The organism is Mucilaginibacter gossypiicola, from assembly GCF_900110105.1.
Lineage (GTDB): Bacteria > Bacteroidota > Bacteroidia > Sphingobacteriales > Sphingobacteriaceae > Mucilaginibacter > Mucilaginibacter gossypiicola.
Map to the genome: position 1 here is coordinate 867,777 of NZ_FOCL01000001.1, position 26,390 is coordinate 894,166.

Consider the following 26,390-nt stretch of genomic DNA (forward strand, 5'->3'; position numbering starts at 1 on the left):
ATAGTCGAACTTTTTATAGGTGGGAATTTAAAAATGAAAAGGATAAAACCGTATTATCAACAGATTTTATCCTTTAAAATTTAATTAGAAATTATACAGCTATTTTATTTAACAATCTGTTTTTCAATGCATTAATAAAAAACAGAATTGGTAAAAGGTGTTCGACCTGAATCCCTCCGGCTCCACGAAAACGGTATCAAACACCACTAAAACCCTTCAAACGCTACGTTTGAGGGGTTTTTTGTTGCATTTTGGTGTCGTTTACTCACCGTTGAACGGCCATTTTGGTGAGCATTCTGGTGAGCACCGAATTTAAAAAAAAGTGCTCACCAGAATGCTTGTAACTAATTGAAGAGCAAGATGTTCAGCAAGTGAACATCTTGTGAGAATTATGCTGTAAAGATAAATTTGTTTAACTTTTTAACAGCTTTTTATGATCAAAAATGTGGCTGTTCTCTTTTATCTGAAAAAGAGAGCAAATTCAAAAGAAGAAAAAGTTCCGGTTTATATACGGATCACATGCGATGGACAACGCGCCGAATTAGCGACCGGTCAAAAAATTCAGGCAAAGCTCTGGAATCCCGGTGAAGAAAGAGCTAAAGGCAAAACGGAGGCAGTTTACAAATTGAACTCGGCCCTCAATGATGTGGAACTAAAGGTCAATGATACGATCCGCTACTTAAAGGACTGTGGTGAAGAGCTTACTGCGGAAAAAATTAAAAATCGCTTCCTGGGCAAAACAGAGAAGCCAGTTATGCTGGTTGATGTATTTAAGGAACATAACCGCAAGGTAGCCGCGTTAGTGAATGAGGAATTTGCTCCTGCTACCGTTACCCGGTATGAAACAACGCTAAAGCACACGCAGGACTTTATGCAATGGAAATACAAAATCAGCGATATCCGAGTCAAGCAGATTGATCACAGGTTTATCAGCGAATTCGAATTCTATCTCCGTTCGGTTCGTAAATGCAACAACAATTCAGCCTTAAAATATATCAAGAATTTTGGTAAGATTGTTCGCATCTGTTTGGCGAGTGGTTGGATTACTGTCAATCCCTTTCTTAACTACAAAATCAAAATTAAAAAAGTTGATCGGCCATTCCTGTCAAAGGAAGAGTTGGAAATTATGGCTTCGAAATCTTTCGTTAGTGCTCGTCTTGAGCAGGTCAGGGATATATTTTTATTCAGTTGTTATACTGGATTGGCTTATATCGACGTGCAAAAACTCAGGCGCTCTGAAATTGTCAAGGGCCACGACGGTGAGCAATGGATCTTTACGAGTCGCCAAAAAACTGACACCCCCTCACGTATTCCACTAATGCCTTATGCATTGAGTGTAATTGAAAAATATCGGGATCATCCACAATGTGAAATCGAGGATAAGCTATTACCCATATTAACCAACCAAAAAATGAATGCTTATTTAAAAGAGATAGCAGATTTGTGTAATGTAAATAAAGATCTGACTTTTCATATTGCCAGGCACACTTTCGCAACCACGGTCACCCTATTGAATGGTGTACCAATTGAAAGCGTTTCTAAAATGTTAGGCCACACTAATATCAAGACTACACAACACTATGCGAGGATTTTGGATTTGAAAGTTGGTGAGGATATGGGTGTACTCAGAAAAAAGCTACAATCTCACTAAATATTCAAAAGCAAATATTGTATTAATTCGATAGATAAATATTTCATGAAAGAGTTGAAAGCTGGCGATCAAGAAATTGCTGAAAAAATATACCTGATAAGGGGGCACAAAATTATGTTGGACAAAGATTTAGCTGAGATGTATGGAGTGGAAACTAAAAGGCTGATTGAACAGGTCAATAGAAATACCCTTAGATTTCCACCAGAATTTATGTTTCGTCTCACCAACGAAGAATTCGATGTTTTGAGGTCGCAATTTGCGACCTCAAAGAGAGGCGGCAGAAGGTACGCTCCTTACGTTTTCACAGAGCATGGTATACTCATGCTTTCAAGCGTGTTAAATAGCAAGCAGGCTATTACTATGAGTATCAAAATTATTGAAGTATTTGTTAAATTCCGGGAGATGCTTATTTCTCACAAGGACCTTCTCCTTAAATTCGAACAGCTTGAAAAGCTGGTCATTCATCATGACGATGATATTCAGTCCATTTTTCAGGCATTAAAACAATTGATACAGCAGAAGAATGAGCCGCGTGAGCCGATCGGTTTCAAGTTGAACGGTTAGTTAACTCCCAAACGCTTTAAATACAAGGGGGCGCAAATTACGTCCCTTGCATTTAAAGCGTTTTATATTCAGCATTGATAAATAGTTTTTTGATAACCACCCTAAAAATTATATTATCAAGTTCGCCATCATCTATCAGGAGAATTTGCGGGGCATAAATTGGTTAATTCCATCCGACCCTAAAAAGACTGGATTTGTTCAATGTTTCGATTCTCCTTACGTCTTTTTAGAGTAGAAAGGGAAATATGTATGTTTTATGGCTTATCTATAAGTTTAGCATCCTTTAAATTTAATTAAGTACTTGCTGAATTCGGTAAATAGATTACTTTTTAGGCTGGTGATTATCAATGTGTAGGATATCCATACTAATATTGCACTGAATAAATCCTCAGAAAAGTAACCATACTAAGGATTATGAACAAGGGCGGCTGGCAGATTTATCTTACACAGATATTTATATGTTGAAGGCATCTAAAGGATTTTATCCCAATAATCAAAGCAGTCAATTGAATTATAATTAAGATGCCTTTGGCAAATATTCAAGGGCATAATGAAGCCTAAGACGCTTAATAGCTCTTATAATTCTCGTTTTAATAGTACCCAGTGGGATTTGTAATTCTTCAGCTGCTTCACAGTGCGTATAACCCTGATAGTATATGAGATCTATGATACACCGTTCTTTATCAGGCAACCTATTGGCACCAATTCTTAAAAACCTCATATCTACATTTACACTGCTTACTTCATCTTCATAAAATTCTTCGTAGGATTCTGAAATTCTTTGGTGTTGCTGACTGTTTCTAAAATCCTTTGAACGAAGTTGATCGATCGCCATATTACGAGCTATATTTGACATCCACGTATAAAGACGGCCTCTGTTCTCATCATATGAATCAAAACTATGCCATACCTTGATAAAACACTCCTGAAGAACGTCTTCACTAAGAACTTCATCAGTAATAATGCGAGATATTACACCATATAGCGAACCGCTATACATATGATAAAGAGCTTTGGCCCCCTCGGGATGACGCTCCCTGATCAATTTAATGAGGTGCCCTTCCGGAAAGGTCAACTTTCTTTTATGTCCCATGTTGCTTTATTTAAAGTTGCGTTTTGGGGCTTTCGGAAGCCGTTTCTGCCTGTTCTCCATTTTGCGCTTCTTTAAATTCTTTCATGCCTTTCCCAAGGCCCTTCATCATTTCAGGTATTTTCTTTCCGCCGAACAATAGCAGTATAGCTACTAAAATCAGTATGATCTCTGGTGCGCCTAATCCCATGGTGTTTGTTTTTTTAGGTAGATGGATATTTATTAGCCGGAGTTAAAACTAACCAGCCTCTAAACTTATACTTTAATGTAATGATTATTTAAATAAATAAGGGTGTTATCGAACTTACGCAAATATGAACGGGATAGATTTGAGAAAACTATTAAATGCACCGCCAATCATTTCGTTTTTTGAGGATTTGACATATTGAAAAGAGGAATCATATAATCAATAACAAAACTTTCTAACAACCACCAGTGGTGAAATTCAATGTCTAAACATTGAATTTCACCCTATTTTTCTTCCTGTGATAATCTTAATTTATAGGTAATTGGGCAATGCTTGCATGCGCGTCTAACACATCGTTTTCTTATTATGTTTTAAATAGAGCACAACCAATAGCGATAAAAGCACTCGTTTTGGTTGTTATTAATTAACCATAAATTAAATCTATCATGCAATTATCGTCGTTAATACCATCAAACAATAATAAAGGGATCGCCGAAAACCTTTAACAGAGTAGGCAAAACTAATCTACATAACCATGAAAATGCAAGATTTGAATGAAATGGAATTAAGAGAAGTAAATGGTGGTTCACTTTTGGGCCTGGGCGGTGCAAACACATCAAGCGGCGAAAGCGGCCTGTTAGGTAGCCTGGGTATCGACAACCTTTTATCATTTAGCAGCGCGTCGAAAAATGGCGATCAAAGCAGCTCTACATCATTCTCGTTAGGTAATGGTATTACGTCATCGCTTGGCGGCATTTTAAACTTTGGTTCAAAAAGCGTTTAAGCTTTATTGAATTGAAAACCTTGCAGCATTGCTGTAATTATGATTACAAAGGGACAGCCGAAAACCTTATAACAGAGTAGGCAACACTATAAATTACTGACACTATGAAAATGCAGGAATTAAATCACACTGAATTACAGGAAGTAAACGGTGGATCACTTTTAGGTTTAGGTGGAGCAAATACATCTGGCGGCGAAAGCGGCTTGTTAGGCTCTTTAGGAATATCTAACCTGCTGTCATTTCAACAAGGCAGCCAAAACGGCGACCAGGCACAAGCCAGCTCCTTTACATTAGGTAACGGCATTACATCAAGCCTGGGCGGTATTCTGAACTTCGGTTCACAAAGCGTATAATTTTTTCAATTATATACCTGGCGCGGGCATTTTAATTAATGCCCGCGCTTATTTTTTAAAGTAAATATCATCTATCATGAAAACCAACACAACCAATATGCGCGAATTGAGTGTAGCCGAGCTTACCACCGTAAACGGCGGCGCGGCCAATGGTGCAAGCATGAGTTTAAGCGCGGGGGCAGACAGCCTGCTTTCGATAGAATTTAAGTGGCAACAAGGCGATAATTACCAGGATTATAAACTTGAAGCCGGCAAAGGTATCAACCTTAATTTTGATGCTTTTTTAAACGGAACACATTTAAGTTAAAACCTATACAATATATAATGGGATGGTCGCGGCTATCCCATTTTTAGTTAGAGGATTTGGGAGTAAACCAAAACACTTTACACCGCTTTGCTATTAAACTACTAACCCTAAGGGGGAATTTATAATGGATAACAATAATAAAGTTTTCCCGGCAGGGTTCTTATCGTCCACTGCCGAGTACCATTTCCGGAAATATGATCCTAAAACCAATATTATCTATAAAATGGTTTTGGGTTTTACGGTGCTTGCCCTAGTATCCATATTTTTTATCAAGGTTAATATCAACGTAAAAAGTTTGGGTACTATCAAATCGTCAACCGAACATAATGAGATCAAACCGCTCGTATCCGGCCGGGTAGATACCATGCTGCTGAAAGAAAACATGCATGTTACCAAAGGCCAGGTTTTAGTTACTTTAAAAGCCGCTGCCATAAACCAACAGGACCTTGCCGCTCACACCCAGCAAACCGAATTCGAAGCGCAGCTGACCGATTTACAGGTGCTGGCCGATATAGTAAAGCGTAATCAGTGGAATAAAAGGCCTTCCCTCACATCAGAATTATATGGCCAGCAATATGTACTTCTGCAACAAAAAGCCCGTGATGCCAACGCCAACCTGTCTGCCGCCCGTCGTAATGAGGAGCGTTACAGCTATCTCTTTAAAAACAAAGCTATCTCTGCTTCTGAATATGATGTTGTTCATCTGGCCTATCAAAACGCACTGAGCGCGCTGCAATTAATTTATGATGACCAGGGTAGTAAATGGCTGGCCGAGTACACCAGCCTCAAAGCGCAAATGCGCAAGCTGCAGTCGGAAGGAAAATCAATCGAACAGGAAAAAGACTTATATACCCTGCGCGCGCCCGTTACCGGAACCGTGCAAAACCTGCGCGGCATTCAATCCGGCAGTGTAATTGCCGCTAACGAAATAGTGGCCGAGATCTCACCGGAAACGGGGATGATAGCTGAGATTTATGTACTGCCAAAAGATGTAGGCCTGATCAGGCCGGATATTAAAGTGAATTTCCAGGTTGATGCCTTTAATTACAACCAGTGGGGGTTGCTTACCGGCAAGGTGCTCACAGTATCTAACGATATATTTACCGATAACGGGCAACAACCGTATTTTAAGGTGAGGTGCCTGTTGGATAAAAACGAACTGAAATTGAAAAATGGCTATGTGGGCCGCATAAAAAAAGGCATGAGTTTACAGGCCAATTTTTATGTTACCCGCCGTACGCTGTTCCAATTATTATATGACAAAACCAGCGATTGGTTAAACCCCGGCAGGCTCCCGGCTAAAAGCACGGCCCAATTATAGGTTATGGCAAATTTCGATCAATTTTTAAACCGTACCGAAGCCTGGTACAATCGCCTTGCTAAGCGGATCAATAATAACAGGCTGTACCAAAAATGGCAGGCGCTTACCGAAAGTAAACGTTTAAAGAAACGGGTACAGATCAGGCAGCATGATATTATGGATTGCGGCGCGGCCTGCCTGGCATCGGTAGCCGTTTATTATAACCTCAGTATGCCTATTGCCCGGATCAGGCAACTGGCATCAACCGATAAAAAAGGCACTAACCTTTTAGGCTTGATAGAAGCGGCTAACCAAATGGGCTTCTCGGCCAAGGGGGTAAAAGGTGCCTTCGAAAACCTATTCGAGATTCCTACACCAACCATAGCCCACGTATTGTTGGGTAACCAGTTGCAGCATTATGTAGTGATTTATAAAGTTACCGATTCTTTTATCGAAGTGATGGATCCCGGCGATGGATACCTGCACCAATTAAGCCATGATGATTTTAAAAAGATCTGGACAAGAATCTTGGTACTGCTTGCGCCGAACGAACAGTTTATTGCCGGCGATAAAACGGTATCGGTAGAAAAACGCTTCTCGCAATTATTGAAGCCTCATAAAGGCATGCTGCTACAGGTTTTGTTGGGCGCAGTTGTTTATACTATATTAGGCCTCTCCACCTCCATCTTTCTGCAAAAGATAGTAGATAATGTTTTGCCGGAAGATAACCGCAACCTGCTTAACCTGATGGGTGTGGTGATGGTGGTGATCATATTTTTACAGGTATTTATTAACCACGCCCGCACGTTGATCACCCTTAAAACAGGTCAGCAGATTGATGCCCGGCTTATACTTGGCTATTATAAACACCTCCTTAAGCTTCCGCAGCAGTTTTTTGACAGCATGCGCGTTGGCGAGATCATATCAAGGATAAACGACGCGGTAAAGATCCGATCGTTTATTAACGAGGTGCTGGTGATGTTCGCGGTAAACATTTTTATACTGATCTTCTCATTTGCGCTCATGTTTACCTATTACTGGAAATTAGCGTTGATTATGCTCACCATTGTGCCGCTGTTCGCGCTGATCTACAAATTATCGGACAGGCTGAACCGAACCACCCAGCGTAAACTGATGGAAGATGCTGCCGACCTGCAAACCCAACTTGTTGAATCGGTAAACGCCATCCCTACTATTAAACGCTTCGGACTGGAAGATTTTGCCAACTTTAAAACCGAAACCCGTTTTATCAATATGCTGAAAACGGTTTTTCGTTCGGCAACCAACTCGCTTTGGGTTGGTAATTTCAGCAGTCTGGTTTCTACCTCTTTTACGGTGATACTGCTTTGGGCAGGTTCGGCTTTTGTGTTGGATAAGATCATTACTCCCGGCGAATTGTTGTCGTTCTATTCCATCATCGGCTATTTTATGAGTCCGGTAGCAGGGCTTATCGGCATGAATAAAACACTTCAGGATGCCCGCATTGCAGCCGACCGCCTTTTCGAAATCATGGATATGGAACAGGAGCCTGCCGAAAACCGGGCTGAGCTTACACCGAATATGATAGGCAATATCCATTTTAAAGATGTGCATTTCAGGTATGGTAGCAGGGCTACGGTATTTGAGGGCCTGGACCTTAACATTACCAAAGGCAAGATCACCGCTATTGTTGGTGAAAGCGGTTCGGGTAAAACAACCCTCCTATCGCTCATGCAAAATATTTACACATTACAATCGGGTTCGATATTCATTGGCGATTTTGATATCCAATATGTTACTAACGAGAGCCTTCGCCGCATGGTGAGCGTTGTACCGCAGGATGTACACCTGTTTGCAGGCAATGTAACCGAAAATATAGCGATAGGCGATCTGGAGCCTGATCTGAAACGGGTATTACAAATCTGCCGCCAGCTGGAAATTACCGATTTTATTGAACGTTTACCGAATGGCTTCAATACCTTTTTGGGCGAGAACGGCACCAACCTTTCAGGCGGCCAACGGCAGCGCTTAGCCATAGCCCGCGCGCTTTACCGTGACCCGGAAATCCTGATCCTTGACGAAGCTACTTCATCGCTCGATTCGGAATCAGAATCGCATGTACAGAACGCGATCGCATTGCTGCGCGAAAGGCAAAAAACCATCATTGTAATAGCGCACCGCCTAAGCACCGTTATGAATGCAGATAAGATAATCGTATTGCAAACCGGCAAACTGGTTGAAGAAGGCACCCACCATGAATTGATGGCGCAGCAAGGCCAGTATTTCAAGATGTGGCAAAAGCAATTCCCGACCGAAGATGTGATCCTGGCCAGGCAAAACAAACCACGAAAAAGCGTTAAATCGAAAGCATCCGCAGAAAACTAAAAGCTGATTTTATTACCCAAATAATAATCAATGATCTTACTTTTTAAGATCAGTTCGTAACGGGTTTGGATCAAGGAAAATTCGGCTATGTTCCGTTCATTTTCAGATACGTTGATTTCAAGACTATTAGCCAAGCCAACCGAATAGCGTTGCTGCATCACTTTAAAAGCATCCGCAGCCGATTTAAAAGTTATCTGCGCCGAGGCATATTTTTTCTGCGTAGCATGTACATCCCACACGGCTTCGGCTACGGTTTTACGCATATTGTTTTTTGCCAATTGTTCGGTAGCCAGCGAGTTTTGGTAATTCAGTTTAGCTTTACGTACATTGATATTAGCACCGTTACCATTAGATATTGGAATAGCTAGTGTAAAACCTACTGCCTGGTTAAAATTATTAGTGATCTGATCTCCAAAGGATACATTCCGGGTTTGATACACCGGCGCTACAACCGCAGCATTGGTATTTTGAACCACGCCGATAGGCACCGCGCCCGTAATTTGTGTAGCCACTACGGTGCTTTGACTGCTGGAGTAACTGGTATTCAATCCACCTCCAAAAGAGAGGCTGGGATATCTTAAACCCTTGGCAACATCAACCCCGCTTTCGGCAGCAATGCGCTTATTGACAGTTACTTGAATATCCGGATTAGTTTCGAGGGCGGTTTTGTACACCTCATCGTTCGTATAGCTGGTATTGAGTTTGTCGATCGCATTTTTGGGCGGATCAACTACTAAAAATGGCGATTTATCATCACGTTCCATAAAATGGGTTAAGGTAAGGTATGACCGTTCCAACTCATTTTGGGCATTGGTTTGATTAGCCTCGGCATTAGCTACCTGCGATTTGGCCTGCGATAAGTCGGCCAAAGTTTTCTGGCCTACTTTATAAAACTTCTGCTGGCGGGCAAGTTCGTCGTTAGCTATCACCAGTTGTTGTTTAGATGCGGCAAGCAGATCGCGATTGGTCAGCACCTGGATGTAAGTATAAAGTACAGAGAGCGTAAGGTCGTTTTTGATTTTAGCTACATTGCTTTTATTGGCATCTACCAGGTATTTATCCTGCTTGATAGTGTTCATTTTGGCAAAACCCTGAAACAACGTGACGTTAGCATAAATGCTGCCTTGAGCAATATTAGCCGCAGCATTATTATACTGGTAAGTAGTTGGATCAAGCGCCCGGCCAAACAGGCGGTAAGCCGCAACACTACCATTTAAAGTTGGTAGTGTTGCACCTTTAGCAGCTTTCAGGTCTTCGGCAGCAATGGCCTCATCAAAACGGGCCTGCCTGATCTCGATGTTATGAACCATCGTACTATCAATAGCTTGTTCAAGTGTGATTTTAGTTTGTGCGGAGATATTGTGAGAAAAGAACAAAAAAAGTATAGCGGCAAGCTTCCTGCCGGCATTGTTGTTTGATAAATATATCGACATAATAGGTAGTGTAAATATTTATCAATTGGAACAGGCTTTTGTTTTTTTCAATCAACTCCAACTTGGAGTATTAAACTTCTTCGGAAAACTTTCAAAGAATGCTGAATACGAGGAAAGGAAGATTTTTGATAATTTTTAGAGCTATTTAAGTATACATACTGTCGCATCCTACAGCAAAAGCTCCTAGTCATGAATTTATTCAAAGAAAAAAATTTCCTTGGTGGGATTTTGCTAACTCTCCGTTTTCGGCTAAGCAAGCAAGGTCGTGAGACACTCACTTCCTTGCGTTTGCTTTAGCCGTGGCTACTTGGTCGTTGGCCCCACTCGTTTCTTGGCGGTACACTACAAATTTCACAATGAAAACCCGGATAATCTATTTTTAGCGTTTCTAAAATATCCTAAAATATGTCATATTTTAGTTGAGGGTATTTGCTCACGAAAACTTACCCAAAGAATACTCAAGAAATGCAATTTGTTGAGTATATAGCTTTTCAGTTCTCGACAGGTACTCTTCAATCTTTTTTAAGGCAGTTTCCAAAATGGATTTTTCGGCTTTGAAATTTTTCGTTTTAGCCTTTGGATATCCTTTATCGAAAAGATTGTAGAAAACAAACTCCGTGTCATCATCTGTATCCTTATAAAGGATATATTGGTAATCATTAGTAAACAGGCTTATTATCTGTTGCAGTTTGGCAAATTTTCCGTCCTGTCGGTTGTATCCCAACTTAAGCTCTATTGCACACCGTTGTACAGTTTCAATCGCTTTGATCATAAACGATAGTGCAGACATGTATTCTTCTTTCTTCAAATGGGTTTCTACTCGTTTTAAAAGGCTGCGGCACTCTTTATGAGCGTTCTTCCAGCACCTTTCCAACATCGCCTTATGCATTTCGACAGTCACATATTCAGGGTTCGGAATTACAAGATCCTGGTCGGTATATAATACTGTCCCTGCGTATACTACCCATTCCCAAAAGCGTGGATTCGTTTTGATTTCTTTTAAAGCATCTTTGACTTTATAAACGAGGGGAACGATAAAGGTTTTTCCAAGCCTGTCAGATTGAATTTTATCCGATATCTCATCATCTGTTATGACAACCTGATCATCAACTAAAATTAACAGGTAAATCCTGTCCGCATATGGTATAGCACCCAGGTGGCATACATGTTTAATAAATGGAAATTCTGTTACGAGGGTCTTGGCCATTTCCTTGAATTTAAATTCCCTCTCTAATCTGTTTTTGCGTTTAAGAGCCCGTGGCAACTTCCAATCGAAAAGGTTATAATTTTCCGTATCCTCCATGATCGTGATCACCTTCCTGCCGTCTTTGGTATAAGACAGGTGATGGCCATTATTTGTAGTGAGAGTTTCCCATACCGCGCCAATGGCAAGTTGCTCAACCATATAAGCTGCCGAGTGGAGTTTTAACAGGTCGTCAAATAATTGGGGCATATTGCCTTCGAATTCGTCTATTGTCAATGCCTTGTTGCTCAAGGCTGCGTAAAGCCAGTAATCGAAGTAGTCACGGAGGTCCTGCAAGCCGATATATCCAAAGATCCGTCTGAAAACGATATATGGATTGCGCTCTTCGTAGAACGACAAATCATCCGGAAAATATTTCCATGTATGTCTGGCAAACCTCAATTCACTCCCCTCAACAATTTCGGCCTTATCCCAATCATCCGGGGTTTTTCTGTCGAGCCACAAAATATAACAAATCTCGATCATCCGCACCCACTCGTTTACCCCCTGCACCATCTTAGCAGGGCCTTCTTTGCCACCCTGGTAATGTGTATCGCTTAGCGCGAACACTTTTAGTTGTTCCAGCAAACGTTTATTCCTTTCTGGTTCTTCGCCCCAAAAAGCGTCTCGTAACGCGCGATACGGATCGCGGATTTCATTAAAAAGCAGGAATTCAGGATAGTTCTCCCATGGCACATAATGTTCGTCACCTCGCATGGCTTAAAAAATTTGAGTGAATAATGACTTCTATACGAAGTTGACAAACCGCAACATGCTAAACCATCTTTAACAGGTTTATCTCAAACATGCGAATGGATATTTTACCGGTTATTATTTCTATTTTAGTATAGCGGCACCTATTTATTATTTTTGTTATTTTTGACCAAAACAACATCCTATGAGCACTACCAGCGAAAAACCCACACAGATCCACCACGGCCGTAATATTAAACGTTTCAGGGAAATGCTGGGCATTAAGCAAGAGGCATTGGCTTTGGAATTAGGAGAAGACTGGAGCCAAAGGCGGGTTTCGTTGTTAGAGGCCAAAGACACCATAGAAGACGATATTCTTTCGCAAGTAGCCGCCATACTTAAAGTGCCGGTTGAAGCGATCAAGAATTTTGATGAGGAGAAAGCTATTTATAACATTCAAAATAATTATGAAGGTGCCAATAGTGGCGCAGCAAATGTTGCGGTTATGAATTATTCGTGTACGTTCAATCCTATTGACAAATGGCTCGAAGTCATCGAAGAAAATAAAAAACTTTACGAGCGCCTTTTGCAAAGCGAACGTGAAAAAGTAGAAATCTTAAAGAACAGGGGTTAGTGGAAGAACATGCTGATAAAAGCAATCACCAGGATAGGGTATTCGCATTTATTAACGATAAAGAATTTGCCGCTATAGGTCAACGATTTGAACCTTTCTTTGAACTTCATAAGATTGAAGTAATTTTTGATCTGTTTGACGTTGTTCAATCAGATTCCTGTGGTAATAATACGGCCAAACTCATTTGGAAAACGCAACGGGACTTGCCTATTGAACTTAAGAAAGCTATTATTGATGTTTACAGCAGATATTTCCAGAATTAGATTTGCTTCTACGTCTTAGCCGACTGGCCATATAATCACTAACACACCCAGTCATATCACCGCTTAAACAACCGGAGCTGTTAGCAGGAAAACTGTCAAGGGCCGGCGATAGCCGGTTTATATACCCTTGACTGTTTTCATGCGGAGCTAATTTTGTGACTGCGGTGCTGTGACTAACCCATAGCCTTTGGGCGGGAAAGACAGGTGTGTATGAGGAACGAATACACTCCTGCACGCGCGGCGGCGAGGCTGGCGGCGTAATGGAACCCGGAGCGAAGCGCGTGGTGTAATGCAGCCGTCTGCCGCAGCAGCATGGCCATTCCCTCCTATCCAAAAAGAAAACATGTTAATGTGTACTCACTTGGCTGAACGTACTTTCTTTAGGTTGTCCCTCGCCGCTTTCTGCTCCTTGTCTGCCTGATCGGCAACTGCTTTAGCGGCAGCAATAGCTTGCTGTTTCTCCATTGCCTTTTCTGCCTTAGCGATAAAAACATTCGGATCATCCTTTAAACCTGTAATAATGGTTTCGGCCGTTTTAGGATACATCGCCCTGACCAGCCAGAAATTATAAGCTTCCTCGTTTAACCGGTCGTTTTGATGATTGAGATACAAAGCTGTACCAAATGATCCGGCTGTAATAATAAAAGCTGCCACTACCCCGATAACCAGGCTTTTTGACCATACCCCGAAATGATGATGATTTTTGACACCGATCACTTTAGGCACCCGCGAAACCACATCTTTTAATTCATCCATCTGTTGCTGGATCTTTTTATCATCATAACGTTTATTAGCCGTTTCAATCCTGCTGGTTATCCGGTCTAACGTTTCTTTGTATTGACTTAAAAAACTCTTCAGAAACTCCGGCATCTCGGTTTCTACTATGGTTATCCTCTGAATAAACCCTTGTATCAGTTCCTCCAGCATCGTTACTTTTTCTTCCAGTTCTTCTTGTTGCATAAACCTAAGTTTGAATAGTTAAATAATCTTTTTTTTAATCACGCTACCTGCTTATCCCTTGGGACTGGGAATGTTCCGCTTCATGTTTCTTTCGTTTCCTTTTGGCTATATCCGCATCCCCCATCGGGTCGGGCGGACCGGCAACAAACTGCGGTTCCAGCAAAGTTTCCAGAATGCCTTTACCGCCACCTGGAACATGTACATGATCAGCCTGGGGATGCTGCCTGATCGCATCCCGTAACTGATCGGCTAATGAAGGTGAATCCACTTTTCTTACTACATGTTCCTGCTGCGCCTGTAGATTCCGGTTGAGCTGCGTATTAATCCCGGCATAGCTCAAACTCCGGTCAATAGCAGATCCTTTCATTTTGATATCGCCCTTTTCAAAAGAAATGCCCTGCACCTCATTACTACCGCTACGATATTTATAAGCGATACCAATACCCAGTTTTTGCAAATTCGCTTCCAGCTGTTTCCAGTTTCCCGATTGCTTAAGCGCTACTTTAATGGCATCAAAAAGTTCGTACCTGATTTTCTCATTACCTTTCAAAGCCTGTCTGTTCACTTGTTCCTTGCTTTCGCCTATATGATAGCCATACTTCAGGGTGATCTCTTTGCAGGCTTTCACATTTTTCGCAAAATTGTTTTTATCGGTTATGGTGTTGCCGTTATTATCCACCCTGTTATAAATCACATGTAAATGCGGATGCTCCCTGTCATGGTGACGAACTACAACGAACTGGGTATTACGGATACCCACTTTATGCATATATTCTTTTGCCCGCTCAACCATAATTTCGTCACTTAGCTTAGAGAGATCTTCCCTATTCCAGCTTAAAACCAGGTGCCCCACGGCTTTGCCTAATTCCGGTCGCATCTTCCGTTGCAGGTTAAAATCATGGGTGACCGTTCCTGCGTTCTGCATCCGCACGCCTTCGGCAGCAATGATCTTCGCATCCTGCTTATTCACCACATAACGAACACAGCCGCCAAAGCTTCGACCGGTTATCGGTTTACCTATCATGGCTGCTGATTTTTGTTAACAAATCCTCGATCTGTTTCAGCAAAGCCTGGCATTTCAGGGCCAGCGAAAAAAGCCCGGCCACATGGGCAAGGTGTGTCAGCTGATTAAGGTTATTGGCAAGCCCGGCCAGCATCCTGAACCAACCGGTTTCCTCTACTGTAAATCGCGGGAAAACTTTCGCGCTCTTGGCAGCCCTGCGGAACCATTCACTGGATCTCAACCCGGCTTTCTTTGCCCGCCCTTCGATCAGAACACGTTCAGTCGGCGTTAATCGTACCATTAGGAATTCGCTGCGGCTTACTGTTTTCTTTGGCCTGCCGGGCAGCTGGTTTTTCTGTAATTTATCTTTTTCAGTTGATCCTGTCATAAAATCACGTTCTTAAAACTTCTTCCCAAACCGACCAACGGGAGCGAGTTACCGGATCACCCCTGCGGGGTGTATCCGGGTTTTTGTGAAGCAAAAACATTAACTCGCTCCCTTCGGGTCGTAAATCTCTCCACCATATATCCTGCTATCTGTAGATGTGCTGCATACCGCTTGCGGTATGTTATTCCAATGTTGCAAAACGAAGTTTTGCGCAGATTTATGCACTATCCTTTTTCTGCTTCAGGCCAGTAAACCAGGCTGCCCTGCTTCGGATGATAGGACGGCTGATACCGGATATAACCGTATTCATCCAGCTCCCTGATGCACTTATGATAAGTAGCAACAGAAGCGATTTTGGAAAAAGCCATAAGCGTTTTCCGGGTCACATTATATGGGCTGATAAAACCGTTCCGCTGCCAGCAGACAAACAAACCCGTAAACAGGCTAAGGTGTGTTGGTAATACCCTGCTATCTTTCTCCATGCGTTTAAGCAAGCTGGCATAAGCTGCCAGCTCTTTAACCATTTCCTTTTGCAGCTTCATTTATTTTCTCCTTCCAGGATCTTGTTGATGTCTTCCAACTTGTAGTACATGATGCTGCCTACCCTGGTAAAACGAAGTGTCCCATTGATGCGTAAATTCTGAAGTGTGCCGGGTGATATGCCTAACAGTTTTCTTACCTCCACGCTCTTCAACCATTTTTTTGTATTGGCCTGTCCAGGGTGTATGATTCTTTTAATCTCATTAAGCAGATCGCTTTTAAATTCCAGTAAATCCCCTTTGGTGATTAGTTCCACATTCATCTGTTCCTCCTTGTTTATTCGTTAATGGTTTGTTGCATGGCATTCAATACCTCACTTTTTTTGAAGTACACCCTTTTATGCAGGCGCAAATAGGGCAAGCCTTTTTTCATCCAGTCGGTAAGCGTAACGAGAGACACGCCGAGTTCGGCGGCAAGTTCCTGCTTGGATAAAAGTTTTTCTGAATCCAGCGGCTGGCTGCCACCCGTTTTAAAATATTCCTGTAATTCTGCCCTCACCGCCTGGCGTATGCACAGGCTAAAAGCTTCTTGATTGATTATCTGCATAGCATTTGTTTTGGAACAAATGTGTGCTGTACATAATAGATTTCTTGACCATGCAGAACTGCATGGTTAAAATGGAGCTGTTTAGAGAAAGCTAAAATAGCTTATAAAGTACTGATTGACAGCTTGATGTTATATTTGCAAATAGTTACCTACTTTCCCTGCAAAAGAAAAAATCAACTCCTCTTTTTCGCAAGATTGATCGTAAAAAGCTTTGATTTTGCAGGAATATCGGCATGTTTATCTCCCGGCTCGCGCTTGTCACTCGGAAAATAACGGCGTATGGTTTCGTAATTGATCTCTTTATCTCCTTCGCGAAAATACTTGCAGATCATTTTCATCCAGACGCTTTGCGTTTGGGAAAACATGAGTTCCTTCCCTTCAGGAGTTTTAAGTTCCTGCATTTGTAAATGCAGGTGTAAAACGGCGCTTCGGTAGCCTTCAGGTATATTGATATAACCTTCCGTTTCTAGCGAATTCGCTTTCTTAAGGTCGGCTTTTAATTGGGTAACCTCTTGTTTAAGTGCAATTATCTCCGATTCCTGCTGTGCTATTACTGCGTCATTGGATTTGTGAATATTCCAACGGTCAAGCGAGATCAACATTGTCATAAACTTTTGCAATCGTGCTATTTCCCGCTCATTTTTCAGATGGTTCTTGTCATAGACATCTTTGCCCAGCAACACTTTTAACTGCCGTTCAATGAGCGACCAGAAATATTTAAAGAAGATTTCCTCTGTACCATCGGTATGGTGAGATAAATAATAGGCCAAATGGCGTTGATAAAATTTGGCTATGCAGTCTTCAGGAATGGCAAACACTCTTTTAAAAAAGTGCTTTAAAAAATGTGACTTGTCCCATTGTATTGGGTTGCCAATATCAAGGGTATCTTTCGCAAAATCGAAACGATCACGCGGTTTGAAATAAGTTGCGCTCATAGGTTGGTATATTTCTCAAAAATAAGCGTTTGAGCGCTTGGATGAAATATTAATGAATGAATACTGATAATGCAGCTAGGCGGTCATGTGCGTAGGCCTATGAAGCACTCCGCCATTAGCGATTTTTTAAAAAATCCCATTTCCGTTCACTGATCGCGCTCTTCCGGCAATAATCGATTTGTTGGTTAATGAATATTTTGTGATTAAAGAACTTGGTTTTCGGCTTCATTTCCTGAACCAATGTTTTTATCCTCTGCCAAATCCGTTCGTCGATCTCTCCTGCAATCGAATCGCCGTTACGTATGATCGTTCCCTGATCTGTCCAGCGGATCTTTTTAAATAGCGCTACATCATCATTAATTGCTAAAAGGCGTTTGAAAAGACCATCAAAATAAGGATGCAACTTATTTTGAATAATTTTGAAGCAGGCGTTGATTTTACTTATGTTATGAAAATTATTTGACAGGTAATGCATAAAAAAGCTACTTTTTTGTCTTCACTGCCCTGCTCGTTATCACTCATCACATGCTCCAATACATTTTCACCTCTGAATAGATATATCGACTTGGGTATGAGCTGATCAAAAACTTCTGATACGGCCGATAAATAATCTGGCAGGTTCCACAGTGAAGCCAGTTGATGGTACTCGTACCGCTCGCTTTCCTGGCAATTTCTATTGAGTTGAACAGGCTGTAATTCTTTTCAATAAAATCTTCTTCCAACCTGAATTCCAGGATGCTTTTTCCAGCCCTGTCCAGCATGAAGGGCAGCACGTCGTTAAGAAAACCGGGATCCAAAGCGGTGTAGAAATGAACATTGCCCAGGTAAAGGTAGAACCACCCTTTTAATGAGGATAGCAATTCTTTGTAACGCTTACACCGCTCTATAGTAATATTAGCCTCAGTCGGGGAGTTAAAAAAACCGACCCTGACATATTGAAAATTAATATACTCATGCCCGAAAATTATTTTTTCAACGGTCTCCAATAAATCATTACCAGCTTTCTGAACATATAGGAAAAGCACCTCATAACGGATGATCTGATAGAAATAGGGTTTTTCGAGAAGCGATTTAAACAGTTCAATAAAAGTGTCGCGCCGGGTTTCGATCAGGTGGTTCAGCAAAATTTGCGCGGCATTATTCTGACGGTGAAAGGGCCAGATACTGTGACTACCGCAATCGCCTAACACATCAAAGACCGGCAGGTATGGCGCAGCCTGAGTGTAATCAAAGGCATTCAGTATCTCTGCTGTTTTCAGTGTTTCATATCTTCGGTTAAAATCCTGCCAGCTTTCATCATTCCGTTTTTCCCTGTACCGCCGCCTTAACAAATCAAAATCGAGGATCTTAAACCATTTGTATTCCTGGGTATCAGCCAAATCTATGTACCGCTGATATACCTGGCGATCCTCAGTTCTGTCAGAAAGATCGTCGATGGTTTTATTGATGACGTAAGCGTCAAAAAAAATATCGACCTTACCATCAACAAACAGCATCTTAAAATAATAAACCAGGTCATCGCCAAATGCCTTTGCGATGATCGGATCACTCAACACGTGCCCAAATGTTTTTACTGGATAAGTATCATCACTGTAGGTAAGTATATTGCCGCCATTTGCTTCCAAAAGGTATCTCATAGCTTGTTCAAACTGCGGGATCAGTATATGGATACACTCGTTGTAACGGCCCTCGAAGAAGGCTTTTATGCCTGTTCCGATCAACTGAAGCCAGCCACCTTATTATAAGCATATATTGGCCAATTTCATTGTCTACGATGGTACCAAGCTGGTTGATAAAATGAAAGCGGCCGGCGTGAGTGTCGACACTAAAAATTATGACGAGGTCACCCAATTCTTTGGTATGGGCGCGGTCGTGCCGCAGGCCAAGGACGCCAAAACTTATGCCGCCGGCCAGCTGAAAAAGGCCTTTGGCAAATAGTTGATAGTGTATGGAAAACAAGAGGAGCGGGTACACGGCTGCCCTTTTTATTTGGCCGGGGTGTCGGGAACGTAACCGAAATATCAATTTAAATATATTCAATAAAATCGTACTCCAGAAAAGAATGACTAATTGTTTACGCAAATGCATCCGGCAAGCGCATTTATTCGTAGTTCTTTTAAACGCACCTATGAGAAACTGGCCGCTGATACGACAATTGATCCGCCTGGAGCGCAGTTCCGTCGAGTGGAAAGCACGCAACGGCCTTAATATCCTGCGGGTATCACTCGGCCTGGTGTTTATCTGGTTCGGCGTACTCAAATTCTTTCACGGTGTCAGCCCGGCAGAAGTGATAGCCGGCCGGACCATCCTCAAACTTACTTTCGGCACGGTTAAACCGGCCGTTTCCCTGCCGGTACTGGCCATCTGGGAATGCACCATTGGGCTGGGCCTGCTGTTCCGCCGCTGGCTGACACTGACCCTCGGCCTCCTTTACCTTCAGATGATCGGCACCTTTCTGCCGCTCTGGTTTTTTCCGCAGGAAACGTTCAGCGCACTTTTTATCCCGACCCTGCTCGGCCAATACATTATAAAAAATATTGTGCTCTTATCCGGCGCTATCGTTTTAGGTGCCACCGTCAGGGGCGGCAAACTGACTGCCAAAGCCGATAACATTTGGCCCTTGAACCTGAAGCTGCGGTCGCCGCGCGAGCCGGTGCCCCAAAGTGTTTAAAATCAGGCAAACAACTTTTTCTCAGCCGTGTTATAACTAACATAAAGACCCCTGCTTTTTTATCATTAATCCGGCTTGCCAGACCCACCGATAACCATTCAGAAAAAGGTCAAGGTGAACTATGGCCAGACGCAAAATCAAACTCAGCGAAGAACTGCTGATCCGCGCGATACAGGAAAAAACCGATCTGGGTGCGAAAGCGCTGTATGATATGTATGCCGGCTCGCTGCTGGGTGTGATCAGCCGCATCGTTCCTGAAAGTAGCTTAGCTGAAGACATTTTGCAGGAACTGTTCCTGAAAATCTGGAACTCTTTTGACAAATATGATGCCTTAAAAGGCCGCCTCTTTACCTGGATGGTCAACCTCGCTCGGAACCTGGCCATCGACGCCCTCCGTAAAAAAGATTACCGGCAGCAGGCGCTGCACGTGAACCTTGCCGAATATGGCAACGAATTGGTGCAGGCGTCCCCGCAATTCGATCCCACCGACTTCAAATTCGTGCGCTCGGCTGTCGTTAACCTGCCGGATAAGGAACGCCAGGTACTGGAACTTATCTATTTTAAAGGCTTTAAACATACCGAGGTCGCCGAGGCCCTGCAAATGCCGCTGGGCACCGTGAAAACCCGTTGCCGCGCAGCAATAAACAAATTAAGGGAATACTACCTGTCCGACAGGCGAATAGTTGCCTGTAGCGCTTAACTTAAACTCGGTCCCGTAGTTTCTCCGGGAAAAACCAAATAAAAAGGCGGGACCTTATCCCGCCTTATAAATACTGAGTATTTAAATAATAATTTTAAGCACCCAATTCTTTTAATATCCGGCTCGTTATGGCCACATGCTCTTTAAATACCGCAAGTGACAATGTGGCCAAGTGTCTGCCCTGGTTTTCAGCTGCACCTGCCATTTTTCCTTTGCTGATGTAGTTTTGCGCGAGGTCGCGTAAAAACTCGTGGTTCTCTAATTGCGCCTTGATATAGGCTTTGTCAAATTCAGGACCTGCCGGGGTGGACTTGATCTTTTCCAATGTGGCTTTTGCTTTGGCATCCATCATCGGTACTGGTGTTCCCAGGTCTTTCAGCACGCCCGTTACCGCAATAGCTTCCCCGAGTTCAAAACCCGCAAATTCTTTCGCGTTTTTGTTGGTGGCTTTATTCACCGCGATTTGGCTGGTCGCCAGAGATAATTCCGCCGGGCCGATTACGCCCATACGGAATTCTTTTTCGTTGGTTGCCATTGGATTGTCGACAACAGTTGCTGCTTCGGCATTAAAAGATGTTAGCATACTGCCCGCTACTGTCAGGCCTGCGCTCAATGCTATAGATTTTTTTAAAAAATCTCTGCGCTCAATGGTGTTGTCTTTCATGTTGATTGTATTTAAAATTTTAGTTTTTGATATGTAAAAGTTCTTCTTAAAGAACTAAAAGCATTTATTCCTGACTGATCACTACAGCGTCACCCGGCTCTCCCGCACTGTAAAATTTAATATTGTTCTTTTCAAAATGTTCCGTGTAATTTTCATACCGCTGTTTTAAAAAGAAAGGTTTGGCATAGCCGTCGTGTACCGGCATCACCTCTTTCGGCTTGATCCGGTCAGCGAACCCGGCAACCGCAAGTTCGGTAGTAAAGGGCGCCATAATTGGTAGGATCAGCAGGGGAATACCCTGATATTCATTTAATTTTTCATCAAAGGAATCTACGGGATGAAGGACAATCCGATCAATGACATAAGCCTGCATATCAGGTGCCGGGCTATCCAGCAAAGGCTCATGCTTAACATTAATGACCTGCAACAGAAAATGCCCGAGCGTCATTTCACCTTCTTCGACAATTATACTTTCCAGGCCGGCTTCCTCAAGCTCCTGGGAAACCTCTGCATTGGTATAGATGGTTGCCTGGCTCAACTCGATGATTTTGCGAAGGTTATCGGTGTCCAAATGGTCGGGATGGTTATGGGTAATAATCACCGCGTTGATGTCTACGAATGTGTCAGGCTTGACCAAACCTTCCGCAAAGGAAAATTTGCCGGGATCGAATAATAGTTTAAAACCGTCTTTTTCAAAAAGCAAACAGGAATGGATGTATTTGGTGATTTTCATGGATTGCGTATTAAGCGGCGGCGTAAAAGCCGACTTTTTGGATGAGATCATCAATATCGAAAGGTTTAGCCAGGTAATCATTGGCCCGGCAACCCCCGTCTTTTAAAACTTCCTGTTTGTGACTTGCAGAAACCATAATGATGGGGATACCTTCAGTATCCGGCGCTAATTTGAGTTCCCGGCAAATATCCCGGCCGTCCATATCGCCCAGCATCACATCCAGCAGGATCACATCCGGATGAAAATCATCCACAGTGCTATTGACGCTGTGCCCGTCAGCCAGTTCGCTGACCTCATAACCCTCACCTTGGAGGATCAGGTGGATAATATCGCGGATGTCGTCATCGTCATCCACGATCAGAATTTTTTTGTGGTTTTCCATTTTAATCAGTGTTTTTCATCACACTAATTAAAAAGAGCGGCCAAAGCCGCTTTTCCTTCACAGGTGGATGTAAGTAAATATATTAAGCCGCCTTTTTTACAGCTTTTACTTGCTGCAAATCGCTTTTCAGCAAAGCAAGCAATTGCAGGTCGAATGATTTTAACAATACAGTAGTTTTGGCGGTCGTTTTCATAATGATTATTTTGATAACCTAAATGGGCTAATAACCGTGCCATACGGTTTACAGGCGGTAATGCCCCTCCAATCAGCAACAGCTGTAGCTTAATCGCTACAGGAATGACCTAATCCGAACTTAATTTTAACTTCTAATATATTTAATTAATTTAGGACATCCGAATACCCGTACTGTTTTCCCCTGTTAATGGTTATGAATGAGCACCCTGGGCTGGAGCAAAGCCAGCTGTTGAAGATATTGCAATATTTACCCGAGGCAGCCGCTGTTTACAGCGATGCCCGACTCACGTCGGCCATTGACATTTTAAGGGGTATATTGTAAGTCCTTTTTCCTTTGCAGGTTTAATTTACCTGAATATTAATCACCGGTTAAAAATCTATCCTGATATTGTCTGCGTATATATCTATATCACTACTATTATCTTTTACCTATAAAACAACATATCATGGGATTAGGCGCACCAGAGATCATCTTAATTTTAGCCGCAGTATTGTTACTGTTCGGCGGAAAGAAAATACCGGAAATGATGAAAGGCCTGGGTAAAGGCATAAAGGACTTTAAGGACGCACAAAACAATGAGCCGATTATAAAAACATCGGAAACTGCAACCGATACAAAACCCTGATGGCAATACGCAGGAAAAAAATATTTCCAGAAGATAAACTGATCAGCCTGATATGGGAGCGGCATCCTCTGGGCGCCGAAGCGTTATATGATATGTACAGTGGTTCTCTCTACGGTATTATCGTTCGTATCGTCCCAGAGACGGCTATAAGTGAAGATATTCTGCAGGAAACCTTTATCCGGATATGGTCAGCTTTTGAAGGCTATAATACTTCTAAAGGAAGACTATACACGTGGATGGTCAATATCGCCAGAAACCTGGCGATTGACAGGGTTCGGTCTCGTACTTATCGCAACAGTTTGCTTAATCAAGAGCTGGATGGTTACGAGGAATTCTTTATACAGCCCGAAAGCGCCTCCGAAAAGGCAGATATGGCCTTCATCAAAAAGATTGCCACAACCCTGCCCAATACAGAACGGGAAATTATCGATCTTATTTATTACAAGGGTTACACGCATGCGGAAGTAGCTAAACAATTGAAGATACCCCCTGGAACAGTTAAAACCCGACTTCTCAGGGCAATTAAAAGATTGCGGACGATCCTTCATGTTCAAGCACTTCCCCTCGCATCCTGAATTTCCATTATTGAGATGCTAATATGCAGAACGGATCCTGGTAAAACAGCAATTCAGTTGGCGAAACGTCTAATACCCTGGCGATCTGCAGGAAGCGATCTACTGTCAGTTTAACATGTCCCAGTTCGATCTTGCTGAATGTATTTTGAGATATATTGAGTTTGTAAGCCACATAATACTGGCTGAAATTTTTGGACTCCCGGATCGTCCGGATGCGCAGTGCAACATCTTTTTCGCTGACCATGAATTTTTGCTGATCTTTATATAAAAAACGAAAAAAACGGATCGTCGGTTTTTCATGGAAACCCGTAGCCCCTTTTCTCCCCAAATATCGATTTTAAAAGCGGGGCTGGAACCCCGCATCTCAATTACCGGATTCCTACATCTTCATGGTGGTATCCTTCATCATTTTCTTGTGTTTCATTTTCATCGGCTTCTCAATCGTACCATCCATGTTGACACACTGGCCGTTTTTCAGCATCATACTTTTGCCGTCCTTCATTTTGACCATGCCATCAGTCGTCACCATCGTACCATTGGACATTGTCATATCCTTATCCATCATCATGGTTTTGCCCTCTTTCATAACCATCATTTTCCCGTCTTTCATCATCACCCCATCCTTCATTTTCATGTGCGTTTGGGCCATGACACCCGCGCTGAACAACAGGGCCATTAATGCCATCAATAACTTTCTCATAATTTTTTGATTTACAGTTTTTAACACAACCGGAACCAGTAGAAAATGTTTACAAAATCACCACTCCTATACAGGATAATTTACTGCAAATCAATTATTTTAAATCTCAACTGATAGTTGAAAAAAGCGATGGCAATGCTATCAACGTAACTTGAAAGTAAACAATAGTGGTGTCGGCGATTTATGCAATGGCACGCTTTCAGGAGAAATCAAGACCGAATAGCTTGCAATAAGAATTTGCGGAGTAAAGCGCCGCAACAAAATGTAAATGATGATAAATTCGTTCAAAAAATATATGCTCTTCGATCATCATTTACGCCCGTGCACGGCCGATATCCTGAGGATTGCCGCTAAGTTCTCTGAGCGATCGTAAAAAAAGTTGTCAAATTTTTTGACAACTTGCCTAAAATAGTAGTCAAACCCGTTTTCTACACGAACCAATTTATAGATGATTTTAAACGGTTTGCGTCTTTATTTGATCATTAAGGCCGATTTCGGAAGATCTAACCCGTTTTGGGTCGAACCTGAAACTTCTTTAAATTTAATGATGAATTTTAGCAACTGGGAAAAGGTAACAATAGTCTTTTAATGTTTTTTATACAGATTCGATGCCATTTATAGCAAAATGGAAAGATTAGGATTGAACCATAACAATGAACCAAGTTATATGGGCTATTTAACATTTGATGTTCCTGGACGGGTGTATAGCTACACAGCCGATGGGGATTTAAGTTTAGCTACCGATGAAATAGAGCAGCTGATAGAATTTTTAAACGAAGTGAGGGAAAATCCACCGATGTGGCCGCAGCAAGGTGCTTAAGCATTAATCACATAAAGAAAAAAATACTTATTTTGTACATACCCATAGAAAGAATGCATTATGAAATGCGGCCATACGGCCTAATTATCATTTTAGTTAACAAATAAATTATATTTCTTATTTTGAAAAGGGTTATCTACCTTTCCACTTTAATTCAACTTTGCCAAGTTTGAGTTGTAAGGTCAACTAATCACTTACCCTATTCTTCATCCATGTCACTTAAAACACATCAATTGCTACAAAAAAAGAAAAAAAACATCCTTGAACTCTGGATGAAGAACCAACTGGCCGATGAAGGCCTGCGGGAAGACCTGATCAGTAACGATGAACTGAGAAGTCAATCTGAAGAGTTAGTTGACGCTTTGGTGAGTAATTTATCGAGCGAAAATTTTACCGACCTGAATTCTGACGAATGGAGCCCGGTTATTGAAATTTTAGGAGGTATAGCCATAACACGTGCACGCCAGGGTTTCAGCCCCCGCGAAACAGGTAACTTTGTATTTTCATTAAAAGAGGCATTGCTTGAAGTACTGCAGGAAGAAATAGTTGATGAACCACAGCATTTATTTTCCGAAAGCCTCAAGATAAACCGCTTGATGGATAACCTCAGCGTTGTTACTTTTGAGACCTTTATAAAAGGCCGCGAAGAGGTTATTTTAAGGCAAACCGACGAGATAGCCGAAATATCAACCCCGGTAATCCGTGTATGGGATGGTATACTTGCCCTGCCGATAATTGGCACCCTGGACAGTGCTCGTACACAAATTGTAATGGAAAACCTGCTGCAGGAGATAGTAGAGACCGGATCAAGCATAGCCATATTAGATATTTCGGGCGTGCCTGCGGTAGATTCGCTTGTTGCCCAGCATCTGATCAAAACGGTAAGTGCCACCCGGTTAATGGGAGCTGAATGTATTATCAGCGGTATCCGCCCGGAGATTGCTCAAACCGTAGTGCACCTCGGTATTGATCTTTCCAATATCATTACCAAGGCAACTTTAGCCAGCGCTTTATCACACTCTTTTAAGCTGATGAAGCTGGAAGTAAGAAAATCAAATACTACCGCTAAATTTTAATATTGCTTTA

The 26,390-nt window shown here is 42.2% G+C and carries 34 protein-coding genes; 16 read left to right on the plus strand and 18 right to left on the minus strand.

The window, feature by feature from the left end:
• Positions 1-433: 433 nt before the first annotated feature.
• Positions 434-1,651: a site-specific integrase gene (locus tag BMX50_RS03620; RefSeq protein WP_091207760.1), complete on the plus strand. Its 1,218-nt coding sequence runs from the start codon at positions 434-436 to the stop codon at positions 1,649-1,651.
• Positions 1,652-1,696: 45 nt separating this feature from the next.
• Positions 1,697-2,215, plus strand: coding sequence for an ORF6N domain-containing protein (locus BMX50_RS03625; RefSeq protein WP_091207762.1), 519 nt, complete (start codon positions 1,697-1,699; stop codon positions 2,213-2,215).
• A gap of 517 nt (positions 2,216-2,732) precedes the next feature.
• Here BMX50_RS03625 and BMX50_RS03630 read toward each other — a convergent pair.
• Together BMX50_RS03630 and tatA (BMX50_RS03635) are read right to left on the minus strand one after the other, a co-directional pair.
• On the minus strand, positions 2,733-3,308 hold the full coding sequence (locus BMX50_RS03630) for an RNA polymerase sigma factor (protein ID WP_091207766.1): 576 nt from the start codon (positions 3,306-3,308) through the stop codon (positions 2,733-2,735).
• A 10-nt stretch (positions 3,309-3,318) separates the two neighbouring features.
• Positions 3,319-3,495, minus strand: a complete 177-nt coding sequence (gene tatA, locus BMX50_RS03635) for a twin-arginine translocase TatA/TatE family subunit (RefSeq protein ID WP_091207768.1) — start codon at positions 3,493-3,495, stop codon at positions 3,319-3,321.
• Positions 3,496-4,027: 532 nt separating this feature from the next.
• On the opposite strand from tatA (BMX50_RS03635), the gene BMX50_RS03640 reads away from it, so the two are divergent.
• The 5 genes from BMX50_RS03640 to BMX50_RS03660 all read left to right on the plus strand — a co-directional run bounded on the left by BMX50_RS03640 (position 4,028) and on the right by BMX50_RS03660 (position 8,600).
• Entirely contained in the window at positions 4,028-4,276 is a 249-nt protein-coding gene (locus BMX50_RS03640) for a hypothetical protein (protein ID WP_091207770.1), read from the plus strand.
• Between the two features lie 104 nt (positions 4,277-4,380).
• Positions 4,381-4,629 carry a hypothetical protein gene (locus BMX50_RS03645; protein WP_091207773.1) on the plus strand — a complete coding sequence of 83 codons (249 nt, stop codon included), beginning with the start codon at positions 4,381-4,383 and terminating at the stop codon, positions 4,627-4,629.
• A gap of 76 nt (positions 4,630-4,705) precedes the next feature.
• The gene (locus BMX50_RS03650) at positions 4,706-4,936 is read left to right on the plus strand and encodes a hypothetical protein (RefSeq protein WP_091207775.1); all 231 of its coding nucleotides are present in this window, start codon (positions 4,706-4,708) and stop codon (positions 4,934-4,936) included.
• Positions 4,937-5,060: 124 nt separating this feature from the next.
• A complete protein-coding gene (locus BMX50_RS03655) occupies positions 5,061-6,257 on the plus strand; it encodes an HlyD family secretion protein (RefSeq protein WP_091207778.1) in 1,197 nt (398 codons plus the stop codon).
• 3 nt (positions 6,258-6,260) lie between these two features.
• Complete coding sequence (locus BMX50_RS03660; protein WP_091207781.1) at positions 6,261-8,600, plus strand: peptidase domain-containing ABC transporter; 2,340 nt, start codon at positions 6,261-6,263, stop codon at positions 8,598-8,600.
• Here the strand turns inward: BMX50_RS03660 and BMX50_RS03665 are convergent.
• Complete coding sequence (locus BMX50_RS03665; RefSeq protein ID WP_091207783.1) at positions 8,597-10,033, minus strand: TolC family protein; 1,437 nt, start codon at positions 10,031-10,033, stop codon at positions 8,597-8,599. The genes BMX50_RS03660 and BMX50_RS03665 overlap by 4 nt on opposite strands.
• Positions 10,034-10,466: 433 nt before the next feature.
• Entirely contained in the window at positions 10,467-11,993 is a 1,527-nt protein-coding gene (locus BMX50_RS03670) for a hypothetical protein (protein WP_091207786.1), read from the minus strand.
• A 181-nt stretch (positions 11,994-12,174) separates the two neighbouring features.
• Here BMX50_RS03670 and BMX50_RS03675 point away from each other — a divergent pair, with 181 nt between their 5' ends.
• Together BMX50_RS03675 and BMX50_RS03680 are read left to right on the plus strand one after the other, a co-directional pair.
• Positions 12,175-12,603 (plus strand): helix-turn-helix transcriptional regulator, encoded by a 429-nt coding sequence (locus tag BMX50_RS03675; RefSeq protein WP_091207788.1) that lies wholly within the window; start codon positions 12,175-12,177, stop codon positions 12,601-12,603.
• Positions 12,603-12,866, plus strand: a complete 264-nt coding sequence (locus BMX50_RS03680; RefSeq protein ID WP_091207790.1) for a hypothetical protein — start codon at positions 12,603-12,605, stop codon at positions 12,864-12,866. The genes BMX50_RS03675 and BMX50_RS03680 overlap by 1 nt, the downstream gene beginning before the upstream one ends.
• 357 nt (positions 12,867-13,223) lie before the next feature.
• Here BMX50_RS03680 and BMX50_RS03685 read toward each other — a convergent pair whose 3' ends face one another.
• The 9 genes from BMX50_RS03685 to BMX50_RS03725 all read right to left on the minus strand — a co-directional run bounded on the left by BMX50_RS03685 (position 13,224) and on the right by BMX50_RS03725 (position 18,875).
• On the minus strand, positions 13,224-13,826 hold the full coding sequence (locus tag BMX50_RS03685; RefSeq protein ID WP_091207793.1) for a hypothetical protein: 603 nt from the start codon (positions 13,824-13,826) through the stop codon (positions 13,224-13,226).
• A 43-nt stretch (positions 13,827-13,869) separates the two neighbouring features.
• Positions 13,870-14,850 carry a relaxase/mobilization nuclease domain-containing protein gene (locus tag BMX50_RS03690; protein WP_091207795.1) on the minus strand — a complete coding sequence of 327 codons (981 nt, stop codon included), beginning with the start codon at positions 14,848-14,850 and terminating at the stop codon, positions 13,870-13,872.
• Entirely contained in the window at positions 14,840-15,217 is a 378-nt protein-coding gene (locus tag BMX50_RS03695) for a plasmid mobilization protein (protein ID WP_091207798.1), read from the minus strand. The genes BMX50_RS03690 and BMX50_RS03695 overlap by 11 nt, the downstream gene beginning before the upstream one ends.
• Positions 15,218-15,441: 224 nt before the next feature.
• Positions 15,442-15,759, minus strand: a complete 318-nt coding sequence (locus BMX50_RS03700; RefSeq protein WP_244280839.1) for a hypothetical protein — start codon at positions 15,757-15,759, stop codon at positions 15,442-15,444.
• Positions 15,756-16,019, minus strand: a complete 264-nt coding sequence (locus BMX50_RS03705) for a helix-turn-helix domain-containing protein (RefSeq protein WP_091207801.1) — start codon at positions 16,017-16,019, stop codon at positions 15,756-15,758. Before BMX50_RS03705 ends, BMX50_RS03700 begins: the two co-directional genes overlap by 4 nt.
• A 14-nt stretch (positions 16,020-16,033) precedes the next feature.
• Positions 16,034-16,303, minus strand: coding sequence for a helix-turn-helix transcriptional regulator (locus BMX50_RS03710; protein WP_091207803.1), 270 nt, complete (start codon positions 16,301-16,303; stop codon positions 16,034-16,036).
• 173 nt (positions 16,304-16,476) lie between these two features.
• Positions 16,477-17,238, minus strand: coding sequence for a hypothetical protein (locus BMX50_RS03715; RefSeq protein WP_091207806.1), 762 nt, complete (start codon positions 17,236-17,238; stop codon positions 16,477-16,479).
• A gap of 115 nt (positions 17,239-17,353) precedes the next feature.
• Positions 17,354-17,641, minus strand: coding sequence for a hypothetical protein (locus BMX50_RS03720; protein WP_143065077.1), 288 nt, complete (start codon positions 17,639-17,641; stop codon positions 17,354-17,356).
• A 118-nt stretch (positions 17,642-17,759) separates the two neighbouring features.
• On the minus strand, positions 17,760-18,875 hold the full coding sequence (locus BMX50_RS03725) for a hypothetical protein (RefSeq protein WP_143065078.1): 1,116 nt from the start codon (positions 18,873-18,875) through the stop codon (positions 17,760-17,762).
• A 115-nt stretch (positions 18,876-18,990) separates the two neighbouring features.
• On the opposite strand from BMX50_RS03725, the gene BMX50_RS03730 reads away from it, so the two are divergent.
• From BMX50_RS03730 to BMX50_RS03740, 3 genes are all read left to right on the plus strand, one after another.
• Complete coding sequence (locus tag BMX50_RS03730; protein WP_091207813.1) at positions 18,991-19,176, plus strand: hypothetical protein; 186 nt, start codon at positions 18,991-18,993, stop codon at positions 19,174-19,176.
• A gap of 190 nt (positions 19,177-19,366) precedes the next feature.
• Complete coding sequence (locus BMX50_RS03735) at positions 19,367-19,909, plus strand: hypothetical protein (protein ID WP_091207815.1); 543 nt, start codon at positions 19,367-19,369, stop codon at positions 19,907-19,909.
• A gap of 121 nt (positions 19,910-20,030) precedes the next feature.
• Positions 20,031-20,609, plus strand: coding sequence for an RNA polymerase sigma factor (locus BMX50_RS03740; protein WP_091207818.1), 579 nt, complete (start codon positions 20,031-20,033; stop codon positions 20,607-20,609).
• Positions 20,610-20,703: 94 nt separating this feature from the next.
• Here the strand turns inward: BMX50_RS03740 and BMX50_RS03745 are convergent, their stop codons facing one another.
• The 3 genes from BMX50_RS03745 to BMX50_RS03755 form a co-directional block, all read right to left on the minus strand.
• Positions 20,704-21,273 (minus strand): DUF4142 domain-containing protein, encoded by a 570-nt coding sequence (locus tag BMX50_RS03745; protein ID WP_091207820.1) that lies wholly within the window; start codon positions 21,271-21,273, stop codon positions 20,704-20,706.
• 64 nt (positions 21,274-21,337) lie between these two features.
• Positions 21,338-22,057: an MBL fold metallo-hydrolase gene (locus tag BMX50_RS03750; RefSeq protein WP_208864632.1), complete on the minus strand. Its 720-nt coding sequence runs from the start codon at positions 22,055-22,057 to the stop codon at positions 21,338-21,340.
• Complete coding sequence (locus BMX50_RS03755) at positions 22,017-22,388, minus strand: response regulator (protein ID WP_091207826.1); 372 nt, start codon at positions 22,386-22,388, stop codon at positions 22,017-22,019. The genes BMX50_RS03750 and BMX50_RS03755 overlap by 41 nt, the downstream gene beginning before the upstream one ends.
• Positions 22,389-23,029: 641 nt before the next feature.
• On the opposite strand from BMX50_RS03755, the gene tatA (BMX50_RS03760) reads away from it, so the two are divergent.
• Together tatA (BMX50_RS03760) and BMX50_RS03765 are read left to right on the plus strand one after the other, a co-directional pair.
• Positions 23,030-23,209 (plus strand): twin-arginine translocase TatA/TatE family subunit, encoded by a 180-nt coding sequence (gene tatA / locus BMX50_RS03760; protein WP_091207829.1) that lies wholly within the window; start codon positions 23,030-23,032, stop codon positions 23,207-23,209.
• The gene (locus BMX50_RS03765; RefSeq protein ID WP_091207831.1) at positions 23,209-23,784 is read left to right on the plus strand and encodes an RNA polymerase sigma factor; all 576 of its coding nucleotides are present in this window, start codon (positions 23,209-23,211) and stop codon (positions 23,782-23,784) included. The genes tatA (BMX50_RS03760) and BMX50_RS03765 overlap by 1 nt, the downstream gene beginning before the upstream one ends.
• 7 nt (positions 23,785-23,791) lie before the next feature.
• On the opposite strand, the gene BMX50_RS03770 is transcribed toward BMX50_RS03765, so the two are convergent.
• Positions 23,792-24,028, minus strand: coding sequence for a helix-turn-helix domain-containing protein (locus tag BMX50_RS03770; protein WP_091208596.1), 237 nt, complete (start codon positions 24,026-24,028; stop codon positions 23,792-23,794).
• A 135-nt stretch (positions 24,029-24,163) separates the two neighbouring features.
• Positions 24,164-24,484 carry a DUF6799 domain-containing protein gene (locus BMX50_RS03775; RefSeq protein ID WP_143065079.1) on the minus strand — a complete coding sequence of 107 codons (321 nt, stop codon included), beginning with the start codon at positions 24,482-24,484 and terminating at the stop codon, positions 24,164-24,166.
• A 625-nt stretch (positions 24,485-25,109) separates the two neighbouring features.
• On the opposite strand from BMX50_RS03775, the gene BMX50_RS03780 reads away from it, so the two are divergent.
• Positions 25,110-25,304: a hypothetical protein gene (locus tag BMX50_RS03780; RefSeq protein WP_091207837.1), complete on the plus strand. Its 195-nt coding sequence runs from the start codon at positions 25,110-25,112 to the stop codon at positions 25,302-25,304.
• A gap of 212 nt (positions 25,305-25,516) precedes the next feature.
• Complete coding sequence (locus BMX50_RS03785) at positions 25,517-26,380, plus strand: STAS domain-containing protein (protein ID WP_091207839.1); 864 nt, start codon at positions 25,517-25,519, stop codon at positions 26,378-26,380.
• Positions 26,381-26,390 lie beyond the last annotated feature (10 nt).

Coding starts and splice junctions, on each gene's coding strand:
- BMX50_RS03620 (WP_091207760.1), top strand. CDS start 434: ATGATCAAAAATGTGGCTGTTCTCTTTTATCTGAAAAAGAGAGCAAAT.
- BMX50_RS03625 (WP_091207762.1), top strand. CDS start 1,697: ATGAAAGAGTTGAAAGCTGGCGATCAAGAAATTGCTGAAAAAATATAC.
- BMX50_RS03630 (WP_091207766.1), bottom strand. CDS start 3,308: ATGGGACATAAAAGAAAGTTGACCTTTCCGGAAGGGCACCTCATTAAA.
- tatA (WP_091207768.1), bottom strand. CDS start 3,495: ATGGGATTAGGCGCACCAGAGATCATACTGATTTTAGTAGCTATACTG.
- BMX50_RS03640 (WP_091207770.1), top strand. CDS start 4,028: ATGAAAATGCAAGATTTGAATGAAATGGAATTAAGAGAAGTAAATGGT.
- BMX50_RS03645 (WP_091207773.1), top strand. CDS start 4,381: ATGAAAATGCAGGAATTAAATCACACTGAATTACAGGAAGTAAACGGT.
- BMX50_RS03650 (WP_091207775.1), top strand. CDS start 4,706: ATGAAAACCAACACAACCAATATGCGCGAATTGAGTGTAGCCGAGCTT.
- BMX50_RS03655 (WP_091207778.1), top strand. CDS start 5,061: ATGGATAACAATAATAAAGTTTTCCCGGCAGGGTTCTTATCGTCCACT.
- BMX50_RS03660 (WP_091207781.1), top strand. CDS start 6,261: ATGGCAAATTTCGATCAATTTTTAAACCGTACCGAAGCCTGGTACAAT.
- BMX50_RS03665 (WP_091207783.1), bottom strand. CDS start 10,033: ATGTCGATATATTTATCAAACAACAATGCCGGCAGGAAGCTTGCCGCT.
- BMX50_RS03670 (WP_091207786.1), bottom strand. CDS start 11,993: ATGCGAGGTGACGAACATTATGTGCCATGGGAGAACTATCCTGAATTC.
- BMX50_RS03675 (WP_091207788.1), top strand. CDS start 12,175: ATGAGCACTACCAGCGAAAAACCCACACAGATCCACCACGGCCGTAAT.
- BMX50_RS03685 (WP_091207793.1), bottom strand. CDS start 13,826: ATGCAACAAGAAGAACTGGAAGAAAAAGTAACGATGCTGGAGGAACTG.
- BMX50_RS03690 (WP_091207795.1), bottom strand. CDS start 14,850: ATGATAGGTAAACCGATAACCGGTCGAAGCTTTGGCGGCTGTGTTCGT.
- BMX50_RS03695 (WP_091207798.1), bottom strand. CDS start 15,217: ATGACAGGATCAACTGAAAAAGATAAATTACAGAAAAACCAGCTGCCC.
- BMX50_RS03700 (WP_244280839.1), bottom strand. CDS start 15,759: ATGAAGCTGCAAAAGGAAATGGTTAAAGAGCTGGCAGCTTATGCCAGC.
- BMX50_RS03705 (WP_091207801.1), bottom strand. CDS start 16,019: ATGAATGTGGAACTAATCACCAAAGGGGATTTACTGGAATTTAAAAGC.
- BMX50_RS03710 (WP_091207803.1), bottom strand. CDS start 16,303: ATGCAGATAATCAATCAAGAAGCTTTTAGCCTGTGCATACGCCAGGCG.
- BMX50_RS03715 (WP_091207806.1), bottom strand. CDS start 17,238: ATGAGCGCAACTTATTTCAAACCGCGTGATCGTTTCGATTTTGCGAAA.
- BMX50_RS03725 (WP_143065078.1), bottom strand. CDS start 18,875: ATGAGATACCTTTTGGAAGCAAATGGCGGCAATATACTTACCTACAGT.
- BMX50_RS03735 (WP_091207815.1), top strand. CDS start 19,367: ATGAGAAACTGGCCGCTGATACGACAATTGATCCGCCTGGAGCGCAGT.
- BMX50_RS03740 (WP_091207818.1), top strand. CDS start 20,031: ATGGCCAGACGCAAAATCAAACTCAGCGAAGAACTGCTGATCCGCGCG.
- BMX50_RS03745 (WP_091207820.1), bottom strand. CDS start 21,273: ATGAAAGACAACACCATTGAGCGCAGAGATTTTTTAAAAAAATCTATA.
- BMX50_RS03750 (WP_208864632.1), bottom strand. CDS start 22,057: ATGATCTCATCCAAAAAGTCGGCTTTTACGCCGCCGCTTAATACGCAA.
- BMX50_RS03755 (WP_091207826.1), bottom strand. CDS start 22,388: ATGGAAAACCACAAAAAAATTCTGATCGTGGATGACGATGACGACATC.
- tatA (WP_091207829.1), top strand. CDS start 23,030: ATGGGATTAGGCGCACCAGAGATCATCTTAATTTTAGCCGCAGTATTG.
- BMX50_RS03765 (WP_091207831.1), top strand. CDS start 23,209: ATGGCAATACGCAGGAAAAAAATATTTCCAGAAGATAAACTGATCAGC.
- BMX50_RS03770 (WP_091208596.1), bottom strand. CDS start 24,028: ATGGTCAGCGAAAAAGATGTTGCACTGCGCATCCGGACGATCCGGGAG.
- BMX50_RS03775 (WP_143065079.1), bottom strand. CDS start 24,484: ATGAGAAAGTTATTGATGGCATTAATGGCCCTGTTGTTCAGCGCGGGT.
- BMX50_RS03780 (WP_091207837.1), top strand. CDS start 25,110: ATGGAAAGATTAGGATTGAACCATAACAATGAACCAAGTTATATGGGC.
- BMX50_RS03785 (WP_091207839.1), top strand. CDS start 25,517: ATGTCACTTAAAACACATCAATTGCTACAAAAAAAGAAAAAAAACATC.